The organism is Phenylobacterium soli, from assembly GCF_003254475.1.
In the GTDB taxonomy this organism is placed as follows: Bacteria; Pseudomonadota; Alphaproteobacteria; order Caulobacterales; family Caulobacteraceae; genus Phenylobacterium; species Phenylobacterium soli.
The window spans coordinates 219,424-232,622 of record NZ_QFYQ01000002.1 but is presented as its reverse complement, the minus strand read 5'-3'; the positions used below and the strand labels follow the sequence as shown (position 1 = coordinate 232,622).

The following is a 13,199-nucleotide window of genomic DNA, read 5'->3' as shown; positions in this document are numbered from 1 at the left end:
AAGCGTCACGGCGCCTGGATTCAAAATGGACAAACTGGATAGTCCGTTTTAGCACGGGACCACAAGCACCAAACGCGCGGGAGGCGACGTGTCCAACAACTGGCGGCGGCCCAATCCGGTGTTCAGTCACGAGTACCAGCTCCTGCGCGAGGCGCTGCTGGAGGCGCGCCTGCGCGCCGGCGTCACCCAGCGTGGACTCGCCGAGCGACTTGGCAAGAGCCATTCGCACGTCGCGCGCATCGAAAACGGCCAGCGGCGGGTCGACACCCTGGAGTTCTACCGGATCGCGCGCTCGATCGGCGTGGCCCCGGTGCAGCTCTTCGAGGCGGTGTCGCGCAAGCTCGAAGAGGCCGAGCGGGCGGCGGAGGTCCAGCCCGGGGTCCAGCCCGGGGTCCAGCCCGCGGCCTAGGGCGCGACGAAGCGCAGGATCATGTCGGCGACCGACTCGCGGCGCGCGGCGGTGGCGGCCGGCGAGGTCATGTCGACCTTGAAGATGGTCGAGAAGGTGTGCCGGTTGGCGACGTTGAAGAAGCACAGGGCGCTGATCGACATGTGAAGGTCGATGGGGTTCAGGTCCTTGCGCATGACCCCCTCCTTGATCCCGCGCTCGACGATGGAGCGCAGGGTGTCGATGGCGGCCATGCTCTCCTGCTGGGTCTTGGAGAGCTGGGCGATGTGCTCGCCCTTGTGGATGTTCTCGACCATCACCAGGCGGATGAAGTCGGTGTTTTTGAGCTGGTAGTCGAAGGTGAAGCGCACGTGCTGCGCCAGGGCCTCCAGCGGCGGCTTGTGCTCGAGGTCGAAGGTCGCCTCGATCGAGCGGATCCGCCGGTAGCTGTCCTCCAGGACCGCCCGGTAGAGCCCCTCCTTGCTCTCGAAGTAGTAGTAGATCATCCGCTTCGAGGTGCGGGTGCGCTCGGCGATCTCGTCGATGCGCGCGCCGGACAGGCCCTTCTCCGAAAACTCGTGGGTGGCGACCTCTAGGATGTTGGCCTTGGTGCGGTCCGGATCGTTGGTGCGCGTCTTTTCCTTACGCGCCTTTTCCGGGCGCGCTTTTTCAGACTGGCTCTTGGCAGCCAGGCCGGAGGCTTCGTCCTTCACCTTGGTCTTCGTGCTTTCCCGCGCCACGCGATCCGCCCCCAAGTCGTCCTTCAGTCGAGATAGGTCCCGTTCCCGACGCGCCTAGGTTAAGGCGCGCCGGACACCACTGCTAGACGGGCTCGTCCATTTCCACGCGACGGACCGGGCCGAGGATGAAGATGTACGAAAACGCGCCGATCAAGGCGACGACCGCGATGAAGCCCAGCGCGTAGAAGAAGGAGCCGGTGGCGGCGACGATGAAGCCGACCACGAGCGGGGTGACGATGCCCGCCAGGTTGGCGCAGAGGTTGAACACCCCGCCGGTCAGGCCGATCAGCGCCTTGGGGGCGACGTCGGTGATGAGTGTCCAGCCGAGGTTGACCATGCCCTGGCCGAAGAAGGCCACGGAGAGGACGGCGATGACCAGCCGGTTGTCGTCCAGGAAGTTGGCCGCGACGATGCAGGAGGCGAGCAGAAGGCCGGCGATGATCGGCAGCTTGCGGGCCAGGGTCGCATTGCCGGTGCGGCGCAGGAGCCAGTCGGACACCTGGCCGCCGGCGATGACGCCGGCCGAGGCGGCGATGAACGGCAGCACGGCGTAGAAGCCGACCTTCAGCCAGGCCATGTGCCGCTCGGTGGCGAGGTAGGTGGGGAACCAGGTCAGGAAGAAGACCATCGTCGAGTTGCCGGCGAACTGGCCGATCGAGGCGCCGACGATCTGGCGCTGGCTGAACAGGAAGCGGATGTGGCGCCACTGGAAGGGCGTGCGCTGGGTCGGCTGGCCGAGGCCGCCGCCAGCCTCGATGTGGGCGAGCTCGGCGGCGTTGACCCGCCGGGAGGTGTCGGGCTCGCGATAGGCGGCGAGCCACAGGGCGCCGAAGGCGACGCCGAGCGCGCCGACGATCCAGAAGAGGGCGCGCCAGCCCATGGCCGCGACGATGGCGAACAGCACCGGGCTGAGGAAGGCGAGGCCGAAATACTGGCCGACGGAGTAGACGCTGGTGGCGCGCGCCCGCTCGGCCTGGGGGAACCAGATGGAGAGGATGCGGCTGTTGGTCGGGAAGCAGGGCGCCTCGGCGATCCCGAGGCCCAGGCGCAGGCCAACCAGGGAGCCGAGGCCGGTCGCGAAGCCCTGCAGCAGGGTGAAGGTCGACCAGACGGTCACCGACAGGAAGTAGGTGACGCGCGCCCCGACCCGATCGAGGAACAGGCCGCCCGGGATCTGGGCGGCGGCGTAGGTCCAGGAGAAGGCGGAGAACACCAGCCCCATGACCGCGGCGCTGAGGCCGAGGTCCTTGGACATGAACGGCGCGGCGACGCTGACCACGGTGCGGTCCAGATAGTTGATCATGGTGCCGGCGGTGAGCAGGGCCAGGATCAGGAAGCGCACCCGGGTCGGGCGGGCGGCGCGGCGCGCCGAGACGTTCGGCGCGCTGACGGAATCGGACGGGGCGGTCATCTAGTTCTTCGCCGCGATGAGGTGGGCCAGGTGCTCGAGCGCCAGCACGTAGCCGTGCACGCCGAGGCCGGCGATGACTCCGCTGGCGGCGGCGCTCATGATGCTGTCGGCTCGCCAGGAGGCCTCGGTCTCGGCGCGCTTGTGGATGTTGGAGATGTGCACCTCGACGATCGGACACTCGCACATCTTGAGCGCATCGAGCACCGGGACCGCGTGATAGGTGAAGCCGGCCGGGTTGATCACCAGGCCCGCGGACGTTCGCGCCTCCTGGATCCAGTCGACCATCTCGTATTCGCGGTTGGTCTGGCGGAAGACGAGGTCGAAGCCATGGCGGTCGGCGACGGCGCGCGACATGGCCTCCACGTCGGCGAGGGTGGTCGAGCCGTAGATGTGCGGCTCGCGCTGGCCCAGAAGGTTCAGGTTGGGGCCGTTCAGCAGGTAGACAGCGTTCGCCATTCCGCCTTTCCTCCCGCTGTCCTTGTGTCCGCCGGCCGGCCAGCGGTGAGCCGGGCCAGGGTGTTCCGCTACCGATAGCCGAGCCGCGCGTGGAAGTGAACACACTAGTCCGTACAATATTTGCATGAACGAACCGTCGCCGCGTTGACAGGTACGCACTAGTTCGTACGTTGACGCCGAACGCGCCCGGGAGAAGGGCGCCGGGGCAGGGAAGACGCACATGGATCGGGCCGGCCGGGCGAACGCCGCCGCCACCTTCGCGATGGCGCTCACGGGGAGCGTCCTTACGGGGAGCGTCCTCATGGGGAGCGTCTCGGCCACTGCGGCGGGCGCGGCCCCGCCGGCGGTCAAGGGCGGCGACTGGCCGACCTATGGCCACGATCCGGGCGGCATGCGCTTCTCGCCGCTCAGCCAGATCAACGCCGGCAACGTGGGCGCGCTGAAGCCCGCCTGGATCTATCACATGAAGCCGGCGACGCCGGCCGCGGCGGCCAGCCAGCCGAGCGCAGCCGAAATCGCCCAGCGCGCCGCCGAAGGCGCGGGGCCAGCTCCGGCCCCCGCCGCCGCGCCAGCCGGCCGCCGCCGCTTCCCGCCGCGTCCCGCGTCGTCGGAAGCCACGCCCCTGGTGGTCGGCGGGCTGATGTATGTGACGACGCCCTACAAGCGGGTGGTGGCCCTCGAGCCGGAGACCGGCAAGGAGGTCTGGGCCTATGAGGTGAAGACCCAGGGCCAGGCCTCGCTGCGGGGCGTGGAATACTGGCCCGGGGATGCGTCCCACCCGGCCGAGATCCTGTTCGGCACGCGCGACGGCTTCCTGATCGCCCTAGACGCCAGAACCGGCCATCCGGTGACCGGCTTCGGCAAGGACGGGGTGCTCGACCTCAAGACGCCGGAGGTGATGCAGGGCTACCTGGACGCCAGCTACGGCATGACCTCGCCGCCGATCGTCTACCGAAACCTGGTGATCACCGGCGCGGCGAACCAGGAGTTCCCGGCCCACGGCGCGGCCGGCGACGTGCGCGCCTGGGACGTGCGGACCGGCAAGCTGGTCTGGACCTTCCACAGCGTCGCCCAGCCCGGCGAGCCCGGCCACGAGACCTGGGAAGGCGACAGCTGGAAGGGGCGCTCGGGGACCAACGTCTGGGGCTTCATGACGGTCGACGCCAAGCGCGGCATCGCCTACCTGCCGTTCGGCGCCCCGACCTGGGACCGCTACGGCGGCGACCGGAAGGGGGCGAACCTCTACGGCACCGCGCTGGTGGCGGTGGACGCCAACACCGGCAAGCACCTCTGGCACTTCCAGGTCGTGCACCACGACATCTGGGACAAGGACCTGGAGGCGCCGCCCGCGCTGATCGACGTGAAGGTGAAGGGCAAGACCGTGCCGGCGGTGGCGCTGGTCTCCAAGTCGGGCCTGTTCTTCCTGTTCGACCGGGTGAGCGGCAAGCCGATCTATCCGATCGAGGAGCGGCCCGTGCCGGCGGCCGAGGGCTCGGACGAGGCGGCCTGGCCGACCCAGCCGTTCCCGGTGGTGACGCCGCCCTATGCGCGCCAGAGCTTCCAGCTCTCGGACGTGGCCACGGTGACGCCCGAGCTCGAGGCCTACTGCCGCAAGCTCGTGGTCGACAACCAGTTGCAGGGCGGCGGGCCCTATCTGCCGACCGGCATCTCGCACCCGATCGTGCAGTTCCCGGGCTACCAGGGCGGCGCCAACTGGGGCGGCGGCTCGTTCGATCCCAAGCTCGGCTACTTCTTCGTCAACTCGAACGACTTCGGCCAGATCGCCCAGAACACCGTGAGCGCGGACGGGGCGCAGACCGCCGACAATCCGGTGCTCGGCCGGTTCTGGCAGCCGCAGACGCGCCTGCCCTGCCAGCAGCCGCCGTGGGGCGCGCTGACCGCCATCGACGTGAACACCGGCAAGATCGCCTGGACGACGCCGCTCGGCGTCAGCGACAACCTGCCGGCGGGACTGCAGAAGACCGGCCGGCCGAACGTCGGCGGTTCGATCGCCACGGCCGGCGGGCTGGTGTTCATCGCCGCCACGGACGACGCGCGTTTCCGCGCCTTCGACGCCAGGACCGGCAAGGAGCTGTGGACCTGGCGGCTCGGGGCGGCCGGCCATGCGACGCCGATCACCTACCTCGGCAAGGACGGCAAGCAGTACGTGGCGGTGGTCGGCACCGGCGGCAGCTTCCTCGACAGCCCGGTGACGAGCGACGCCCTGGAGGTCTTCCGCCTGCCCTAGGGCCTACTTGCCGGGCTTGGCCGCGCCGTTCGGGCCGAAGTGCTTGGCGAGGTAGTCGGAGATCTGCGCCTGCTCGGCCTCGGTCGCGCGGGCGCCGCGGTCGACCATCTTGCCGACGATCTCGTCCCACTCCTCGGGCGAGTGGCGCTTGGCGACGATCTGCGGGGCCTGGTGGCAGCTGGTGCAGGCGCGCACCACCAGGGCCTTGGCGCCGTCTTCCGGCAGGAGGTCGTTGGGCCCGGCCGCGGCGGCTGCGCCGGCGAAGCCGAGGAGGGCGGCGGCGCTGGCCAGGACGAGAGCGGAGCGGAGCATTTTGGGGCCTCCCGGAAAAGCGTCTTGATTTCAGAAACGAACCAGATAGTACAATCGCGAAGCCGGGGTCAAACCCCGCCGTGCGTCCCGCAGTGAACGGGGGCGACGATGAATGCGGGCTGAAGCCGCAAGGGAGCGAGGGCGGGCGTGAGCGGGCGGGTGGCGAGCAGACCGGACGGCGGGCGCTGATGTCGGCCACGTCGCAACAGTTGATCCGCACCGGCCTCGTCGGCGACGGCATCCAGGGCTCGCGCAGCCCGGCCCTGCACGAGGAGGAGGCCGCCGCGCTCGGCCTCCAGCTGACCTATGTGCGATTCGACCTGGCCGATCCGGCGACGCCGCAGCGGTCGCTGGAAGAGGTGCTCGACTACGCCCAGGGCGCAGGCTTCGCCGGCGTCAACGTCACCTATCCCTACAAGCAGCAGGTCATCGCCCTGCTCGACGAGCTGTCGCCCCAAGCCGAGCGGCTGGGGGCGGTGAACACCGTCATCTTCAAGGACGGCCGGCGCACCGGCCACAACACCGACTGGTTCGGCTTCCGCGAGAACTTCCGGCGCGGCCTGCCCGAGGCGCCGCGCGAGCGGGTGGCGCAGCTCGGGGCCGGCGGCGCGGGGCTGGCGGTCGGCTACGCCCTCCTCGAGGAAGGCGTCGGCCAGCTGGTGGTCTTCGATCTCGACCGAGCGCGGGCGCAGGCCTTCGTGGAGACGCTCGGGCGGCTGTTCGGGCCTGAGCGCGTGGCCATCGGCTCGGACCTCGCCGGCGCGCTCGGCGCGGCGAACGGCGTGGTCAACTGCACGCCGATCGGCATGACCCGTCACCCGGGCTCGCCGGCGCCGGCGGAGCTGCTGACGCCGCGGCTGTGGGTGGCGGACATCGTCTATGTGCCGTTCGAGACCGAGCTCCTGCGCAGCGCACGGGCGGCGGGCTGCCGGACGCTGGACGGCGGCGGGATGGTGGTGTTCCAGGCCGCCGAGGCCTTCCGCCTGTTCACCGGTGTGACACCCGATGCGGAGCGGATGCGCGCGCGCTTCCTGGACTCCATCCGCGACGACCTCGGGACGAGCGCCACCGGCGATGCGGCCTAGCTCACACGAGGCTTCGATTGTTGCGCCAATGACACGGAATTACGACGAGCTCGCTTGACGATGTACCAACTGGTTAGTACGCAATAAGGCAAGAAGGTGACGCCGGGCAGAGGCGTCCAACCGGCGCGCGCAGCGCTCCGGCCGAGTGCCTGCCGAGGAAACGAACGGACTTTTTTCAAACCGATCTCCGAGAACGCGACCCGCGCGTCGGGCCGTCGTTCGCCTGTCATGAACGAACTAGTCCTTTTAGGGGGAGGAACATGACTCAATCTCTGAACCGGCGCGGCGCGGGCCTCGCCGTGCGGCTGATGAGCGGCGCCGGCGTGCTGGCGCTGGCGGCCCTCGGCGCCTCGGCCGCCCAGGCCCAAACCCAGGCGGCGAACGCGGCGGCGCCCAGCTCGACCGAAGTCACCGAAGTCGTCGTCACCGGCACCAGCCTGCGCGGCGCGCCGCCGGTGGGCGCGGCGGTGATCGCGGTCGGCCAGGAGCAGATCCAGAAGACCGGCGCCCAGACCGTCCAGCAGATCCTCCGCTCGGTCCCGGCCGTCGTCGGCCTCGGCTCGGCCGGCCAGGGCTCGTTCGGCAGCGCCGACGCCGCCGGCACCAACGCCCCGACCATCCACGGCCTGGGCGCGAGCGCCTCCAACTCGACCCTGATCCTGATCGACGGGCACCGCCTGCCGCTGTCGGGCGTGAACCACGCCTTGGCCGACCCGAACATCCTGCCGCCGATGGCGCTGGAGCGCGTCGAGGTGCTGGCCGAGGGGGCCTCGTCGGTTTACGGCTCCGACGCCGTGGCCGGGGTGATCAACTTCATCACCCGCCGCAAGTTCGACGGCCTCGAGGTGCGCGGCCAGGCGGCCTACGGCGACGCCTACGACGCCTACAGCTTCGGCGCGGTGGCCGGTAAGACCTGGGAGACCGGCTCGGTGCTGGCCGCCTACGGCTACTCGGACCGCAGCCCGCTGGCGGCGAGCAAGCGCGACTTCGCCCGCGCCGACAAGCGCGCCTTCGGCGGCAGCAACCTCGGCTCGTTCTTCTGCGCCCCGGCGACCATCCAGGTCGGCAGCGGCCCGATCTTCACCGCGCCCTACACCGGCGCGGGCCTGGCCAACTCGGCGGCCAACGCGCCGTGCGACTACACCGGCGGCATCGACCTGATCCCCTCGGAGAAGCGCCACAGCGGGATGATCAAGGTCACCCAGGAGGTGAGCGACAAGCTCACCCTGACGGGCGATGCGGTCTATTCGAAGCGCAACAACACCACCCGGGTCGCGCGCGGCAGCATCCAGGCGACGATCTTCGGGCCGGGCGCGGCCAGCGCCTCGCAGATCAACCCGTTCTTCGTCGGCCTGCCGGGATCGACCGCCACCTCCGAGACCGTCCGCTTCGACGCCGACGAGCTGCTCGGCGAGGGCGCGCACGTGGCGGCCTCCGAGGAGAGCGGCTACGTCTCAGGCAGCGCCGAGTACAAGTTCAACGACAACTGGCGCTTCACCGCCGGCGGCGTCCTCGGCGCCAGCAATTCGTCGACCGACTCGGTGGGCGTGCTCTGCGGCAGCTGCGCCCTGCTGGCGCTCAACGGCACGACCAACGGCTCGGGCAGCCTGACGGCGGTGTCGGTGCCCGGCACCAGCATCATCGTCACCCAGCCGCTGACCACGGCCAATGCGCTCGACGTGTTCCACACCGGCGCGGCCAACCTGACCTCGGCGGCGGTGCGCCGCCAGCTGGTGGACAACTACACCCTCCAGGCCGCGCGCCAGACCATCAAGGACGGCACGATCAAGCTGGACGGCACGCTGTTCAACCTGCCGGCTGGCCCGGTGAAGGCGGCCTTCGGCGGCGAAATCATCTACTACACCATGGCCCAGAACGTGACCCAGCCGCTGGGCATCGGGCCGTCCTCGACCGGCTCGCGCTTCCTGCACCTGGACTACGACCGCAACGTGAAGTCGGCCTACGCCGAGTTCCTGCTGCCGATCATCAGCCCGGAGATGGAGATCCCGTTCGCCCGGCGCGTCGACGTCAACGTGTCCGGCCGGTACGACAAGTACTCGGACTTCGGCTCGACCTCGAACCCCAAGGTCGGCGCCAACTGGGAAGTGATCGAGGGCCTGAAGTTCCGCGCCAACTGGGCCAAGTCGTTCGTCGCCCCGGCCCTGACCAGCCGCGGCGCCGACGCCAACGGCACGACGGCGGAAACCAGCGTGTCGCTGTTCGGCGGCACCCTGAACGTGCCGGTCTCGGCCTACCCGAACGTGACCCAGCTCCCGGGCTGCGCCACCGCCACGGCCACCTGCACGGTGGGCGGGGCAATCGCCGGCCTGCAGGTCAACGGCGGCAACGCGGCGTTGCAGCCGCAGCGCGGCAAGAGCTGGTCGGTGGGCGCGGACTGGAACCCCTCGTTCCTGCGCGACCTGCGCCTCTCGGTGACCTACTGGCACAACGAGATCCAGGGGGCGATCACCGCGCCGCAGGCCGCCTTCGCGGTCAATGCGGCGGGCCTGAACAGCCTGCTGACGATCTTCCCGGGCGGCGCCACGCCGGCCCAGATCGCCGCCCTGACGGGCGGGCGGCCGCTGACCACGACGATCCCGAGCAACGTCTACTTCATCTATAACTTCCAGCAGCGGAACGCCCTGAACCTGTGGGTCGAGGGCATCGACTTCGCCGCGAACTACGGGATCAGCACCGACTTCGGCCGGTTCACCCTGGACGCCATCGCCTCCTACAAGACCAAGTTCGACCAGCAGGTCGGCACCGGCGGCGCGACCTTCAGCGTGCTCGGCACCACCGGGTTCAACACCACCTTCCCCTCGATCAAGCTCGAGAGCCGGGTGGGCGTGGACTGGGCCAGCGACTTCGGCCTGTCGGCCAACCTCTACTGGAACCACACCTCGCCGTACCACAACTGGAGCGGCGCCACGGTGGCCCCGATCACCCGCGTCAACGGCGTGCCGGTGGGCGGCGGCGACCGGGTCAAGGCGGGCAACACCATCGACGCCCACGTGGCCTACGACTTCAAGGGCGAGGGCCTGACCAAGGATCTGCAGCTCTTCGTCGACGTGACCAACCTCTTCGACGAGGACCCGCCCTTCTACAACAACGGCATCGCCGCCGGCGGCGGGTCGAGCGGCTACGACACCTTCAGCGGCAACCCGATCGGCCGCCTGGTGGCCGTGGGCGCGCGCAAGCGCTGGTAGGCCCGCCGCCGGTCATCGCGCCTCAGACCCTCCCCCTCACAGGCTGAGGCGAGACTCAAAAGCCCCGGAGCGGCAAGCTCCGGGGCTCTTTCTTTGGGCGCTGGCCTGGGCCGCGGTGCGGGAGACGCCGATCAGGGGGTGAGGGAGGTCTCGCGGGCCGCGGTGCGCGACTGGGCGGCCATGCGCACGGGCGCGTTGGCCGCGCCGTACTGGTCGTAGCCGCCCTGGCGCTGGACGATCTCGAAGAAGAAGCGGTCGTGGAAGGTGCGCGTGTAGACGTGGAGGAACTCCCCGCCCTCGGCGTCGCGGTCGTAGAGCACGCCGTGGTCGCGCAGCTTCTCGACGAAGGCCTCGTCGAGGCCGAGGCGCGCGGCGAGATCGTCGTAGTAGTTCTCCGGGATGCGCAGCAGCTCGAGGCCGGCCTTCCGCAGGGCGCGGACGGCCTTGAAGATGTCGCCGGTTGAGAAGGCCACCTGGTTGACCCCGGCCCCGGAGAAGGTGGTCAGGGAGCGGGCCACGACGGTCCGGCTGCTCTCCGAGAAGCTCAAGGGGAAGCGCACGTTGCGGGCGGCGTTGGCCAGGGCCCGGCTCTTCACCAGGCCATAGGGGTCCGGCAGCACCCACGACTCTTCCGGCTTCAGACGCAGCACCGCGCGGTAGAACAGGAGCCAGGTGTCGAAGTGGTCGCCCGGCAGGGCCTGGCCCACGTGGTCGACGGCGGAGACCAGGCCGGCGCTGGCGCCCTCGCCGCGATCGCGGACGAAGTCGGCGGCGGCGTCGAAGCTCTCGTCCACCACATAGATCAGGCTGCCGTCGGGGGCGCGCAGGCCGGGCATCGGCGCCTCGTCCGGGCCGACGCGCTCCTCGAAGCGCTGGCACCCGAAAACCTCGGCGCGCGAGAGCAGGCCGGCCGGGTCGGCGGCGCGCAGGCCGATCGCGCAGACCGAGACCCCGTGCAGCAGGTAGTAGGAGTGGGCGAAGGACTCAGGCTCGGCGTTCAGCGCGATGGCGAGGTCGCCCTGGCGGTAGAGGGTCACATCCTTCCCGCGGTGGACGCCGACGCGCTGGAAGCCCATGCCTTCGAGCCAGCGGGCGAGCTCGCCGCGCGCCGTCGCGTCGACGGCGAACTCCAGGAAGGCGACGCCCGAGAGGTCCGGCGGCGGCGGCGGGTCGAGGAGGTCGACCCGGGGCCGCGGGGCGCGGCCAGGCTCGGCGGGGCTCTCCTCGAGCTGGCCGCGGATCTGCTCCTCGAGGAACAGCAGCGAACGCATGCCGTCGCGGGCGGTGCGCGAGGGCGCGGTGGCGCGGAACTCGTCGTTGAAGATCTCCAGCGACAGGGGGCCGGTGTAGCCCGCCTCGATGGCCTTGGCGGCGAAGGCGGCGACGTCGAAGTCGCCCTGGCCGGGGAAGCAGCGGAAGTGCCGGCTCCAGGACAGCACGTCCATCTTCAGCAGGGGCGCGTCGGCGAGCTGGACGAAGAAGATCTTCTCGCCGGGGATGTGGGCGATGCCCTCGACGCCATCGCCGAGCGCGAGGGTGTGGAAGCTGTCGAGGATGACGCCGAGATGACTGTGGGCGGCGCGGCGGACGATCTCCCAGACGTGGCCATAGGTCTTCACCTGCGCGCCCCAGGCCAGGGCCTCGTAGCCGATGCGGATGCCGCGCGCCGCGGCCCGCTCGGCGAGCTCATGCAGCTGGGCGGCGGCGCGCTCGTCGTCGGCGATGGCGGCCGGCGAGACGTTGGAGCAGACCAGCATCATCTTCGCGTCGAGGTCGCCCATCACGTCGAACTTGCGCTCGGCGCGGTCGAGGTTGCGCCGGAAGACCTCGTCGGGGACGCCCTCGAAGTCGCGGAACGGCTGGAAGAGCGAGATCTTCAGGCCGACGTCCTCGACCATGGCCCGGACGTCGCGCGCCGTGCCGTCGAAGAACAGCAGGTCGTTCTCGAACAGCTCGATGGAATCGAACTTGGCGGCCGCGATGGCGAGCAGCTTTTCCTGGAGGTTGCCGCTCAGGGACACGGTGGCGATCGACCTGCGCAAGCTTCACCTCCAGGCCGCCTTCGGCCAACTCGTTCCAATTGAAACTAACAGCCCAACTGAAACTAACAAGTTCGTACGCTGCATCGAGCGGCGGATATCCCGTCGAAAGAACCCCGTTCGTTGCGCCAACGCACAACCTATGAAATTGTGCAGACACGAACTAGTTCGTACATAACACACGATGACGCTGATCGCCGAGCCCCAGACGACGTCGCCGCCGAGGCCGACCCAGCCGCCGGTGGCCGGGCGCGTGGCCCTGGTCGGCCGCAGCGCGGTCGGCGCCGGCATCTGCGACCAACTGGAGACGCGCGGCTATGTGGTGCGCCAGGCTCCCGACCTCGCCGGGGCGCGCGCGCTGCTGGCCGGCGCCGAGGCGGTGATCCTGCTGGCCCCGGCGGGGAGCGAGGCGCAGGCTGCGCGGGACTGCCAGCGCCTGTCGCGGCGTCCGGGGGCGAGCGTCATCGTCGTCTACGCCGGCGCCCAGGCCGGGTTCGCCGTGGACGCCCTGGAAGCGGGCGCCGACGACTGCGTCTGCGCGCCGGTCAATCCGCGCGAGGTCGTGGCCCGGGTCCGCGCCGCGCTGCGCCGCCGGGCGCTCGGCGAGCGCCGCAGCCGCCTGGAACAGGTCGGGGCGCTCGTGATCGATCACGTGCAGATGCGCGTGCGGCTGCCGGACGACCGGATCCTGAGCCTGACGCCGGCGCAGTTCCGCCTGCTCGGCGCCCTGGCCCGCCGGCAGGGCGCGGTGGTGGCGCGTGAGACCCTGGTGGCCGAGGTGCTGGGCGAGGATTCGGACTCCTACGACCGGGCGATCGACGTGCAGATCTGCCGCCTGCGCAAGCGGCTGGCGCAGGTCGGCCTCGGCAAGCTCATCTCGGCCATGCCCGGCGTCGGCTACCGGCTGTCGCCCGCGCCGGATAGGGTGGGGCCATGATCCGGCTCGTCGACCACATCAACATCGCCACCGAACGGCTCGAGGAGACCCGCGCCTTCTACGTGGAGGTGCTTGGGCTGAGCGAGGGGCCGCGGCCGCCATTCGCCTTCCCGGGCTACTGGCTCTACGCCGGCGAGCGGCCGATCGTGCACATGCAGTTCTCGCCGGGGCCCGTCGGGCCCTCGACCGAGAGCGCGCTGAACCACGCCGCCTTCGAGGTGGCCGACATGGACGGGCTGATCGCCCGCCTGCAGCAGCACGGCGTCGCCCACCGGGTGGTGCTGATCCCCGGCACGAAGGTGCGCCAGGCCTTCTTCGAGGACCCCAACGGCGTGCGGCTCGAGCTCAACGAGGCGAGGGCGGTCGCCGGGGCTTAG

Annotated in this window: 11 protein-coding genes; 6 read left to right on the top strand and 5 right to left on the bottom strand. The window is 70.2% G+C overall.

Annotation, left to right across the window (positions count from 1 at the left end):
* The first annotated feature begins 88 nt into the window (after window positions 1-88).
* A complete protein-coding gene (locus DJ017_RS18490) occupies window positions 89-409 on the top strand; it encodes a helix-turn-helix domain-containing protein (RefSeq protein WP_227000246.1) in 321 nt (106 codons plus the stop codon).
* Here DJ017_RS18490 and DJ017_RS18485 read toward each other — a convergent pair.
* The 3 genes from DJ017_RS18485 to DJ017_RS18475 form a co-directional block, all read right to left on the bottom strand.
* Entirely contained in the window at window positions 406-1,128 is a 723-nt protein-coding gene (locus DJ017_RS18485; RefSeq protein ID WP_227000245.1) for a TetR/AcrR family transcriptional regulator, read from the bottom strand. The two genes, DJ017_RS18490 and DJ017_RS18485, sit on opposite strands and share 4 nt — an antisense overlap.
* Before the next feature lie 82 nt (window positions 1,129-1,210).
* The gene (locus DJ017_RS18480; RefSeq protein ID WP_111530369.1) at window positions 1,211-2,539 is read right to left on the bottom strand and encodes an MFS transporter; all 1,329 of its coding nucleotides are present in this window, start codon (window positions 2,537-2,539) and stop codon (window positions 1,211-1,213) included.
* Window positions 2,540-2,995, bottom strand: coding sequence for a type II 3-dehydroquinate dehydratase (locus DJ017_RS18475; RefSeq protein WP_111530368.1), 456 nt, complete (start codon window positions 2,993-2,995; stop codon window positions 2,540-2,542).
* A 220-nt stretch (window positions 2,996-3,215) separates the two neighbouring features.
* On the opposite strand from DJ017_RS18475, the gene DJ017_RS18470 reads away from it, so the two are divergent.
* Complete coding sequence (locus tag DJ017_RS18470) at window positions 3,216-5,243, top strand: pyrroloquinoline quinone-dependent dehydrogenase (protein ID WP_319418008.1); 2,028 nt, start codon at window positions 3,216-3,218, stop codon at window positions 5,241-5,243.
* 3 nt (window positions 5,244-5,246) lie between these two features.
* On the opposite strand, the gene DJ017_RS18465 is transcribed toward DJ017_RS18470, so the two are convergent.
* A complete protein-coding gene (locus DJ017_RS18465) occupies window positions 5,247-5,555 on the bottom strand; it encodes a hypothetical protein (RefSeq protein WP_111530367.1) in 309 nt (102 codons plus the stop codon).
* 188 nt (window positions 5,556-5,743) lie between these two features.
* On the opposite strand from DJ017_RS18465, the gene DJ017_RS18460 reads away from it, so the two are divergent.
* Both DJ017_RS18460 and DJ017_RS18455 read left to right on the top strand, forming a co-directional pair.
* The gene (locus DJ017_RS18460; protein WP_111530366.1) at window positions 5,744-6,640 is read left to right on the top strand and encodes a shikimate dehydrogenase; all 897 of its coding nucleotides are present in this window, start codon (window positions 5,744-5,746) and stop codon (window positions 6,638-6,640) included.
* Window positions 6,641-6,900: 260 nt separating this feature from the next.
* The gene (locus DJ017_RS18455; RefSeq protein WP_111530365.1) at window positions 6,901-9,846 is read left to right on the top strand and encodes a TonB-dependent receptor domain-containing protein; all 2,946 of its coding nucleotides are present in this window, start codon (window positions 6,901-6,903) and stop codon (window positions 9,844-9,846) included.
* A 131-nt stretch (window positions 9,847-9,977) separates the two neighbouring features.
* Here DJ017_RS18455 and DJ017_RS18450 read toward each other — a convergent pair whose 3' ends face one another.
* The gene (locus tag DJ017_RS18450) at window positions 9,978-11,888 is read right to left on the bottom strand and encodes a bifunctional sugar phosphate isomerase/epimerase/4-hydroxyphenylpyruvate dioxygenase family protein (RefSeq protein WP_111530364.1); all 1,911 of its coding nucleotides are present in this window, start codon (window positions 11,886-11,888) and stop codon (window positions 9,978-9,980) included.
* A 181-nt stretch (window positions 11,889-12,069) separates the two neighbouring features.
* On the opposite strand from DJ017_RS18450, the gene DJ017_RS18445 reads away from it, so the two are divergent.
* Window positions 12,070-12,822: a response regulator transcription factor gene (locus DJ017_RS18445; RefSeq protein WP_111530363.1), complete on the top strand. Its 753-nt coding sequence runs from the start codon at window positions 12,070-12,072 to the stop codon at window positions 12,820-12,822.
* Window positions 12,819-13,199 carry a VOC family protein gene (locus tag DJ017_RS18440; protein ID WP_111530362.1) on the top strand — a complete coding sequence of 127 codons (381 nt, stop codon included), beginning with the start codon at window positions 12,819-12,821 and terminating at the stop codon, window positions 13,197-13,199. Before DJ017_RS18445 ends, DJ017_RS18440 begins: the two co-directional genes overlap by 4 nt.

What these genes read in the sequence shown, in the direction of transcription:
- DJ017_RS18475 (WP_111530368.1), bottom strand. Translation starts at nt 2,995, where the DNA reads ATGGCGAACGCTGTCTACCTGCTGAACGGCCCCAACCTGAACCTTCTG.
- DJ017_RS18440 (WP_111530362.1), top strand. Translation starts at nt 12,819, where the DNA reads ATGATCCGGCTCGTCGACCACATCAACATCGCCACCGAACGGCTCGAG.
- DJ017_RS18455 (WP_111530365.1), top strand. Translation starts at nt 6,901, where the DNA reads ATGACTCAATCTCTGAACCGGCGCGGCGCGGGCCTCGCCGTGCGGCTG.
- DJ017_RS18445 (WP_111530363.1), top strand. Translation starts at nt 12,070, where the DNA reads ATGACGCTGATCGCCGAGCCCCAGACGACGTCGCCGCCGAGGCCGACC.
- DJ017_RS18460 (WP_111530366.1), top strand. Translation starts at nt 5,744, where the DNA reads ATGTCGGCCACGTCGCAACAGTTGATCCGCACCGGCCTCGTCGGCGAC.
- DJ017_RS18465 (WP_111530367.1), bottom strand. Translation starts at nt 5,555, where the DNA reads ATGCTCCGCTCCGCTCTCGTCCTGGCCAGCGCCGCCGCCCTCCTCGGC.
- DJ017_RS18470 (WP_319418008.1), top strand. Translation starts at nt 3,216, where the DNA reads ATGGATCGGGCCGGCCGGGCGAACGCCGCCGCCACCTTCGCGATGGCG.
- DJ017_RS18480 (WP_111530369.1), bottom strand. Translation starts at nt 2,539, where the DNA reads ATGACCGCCCCGTCCGATTCCGTCAGCGCGCCGAACGTCTCGGCGCGC.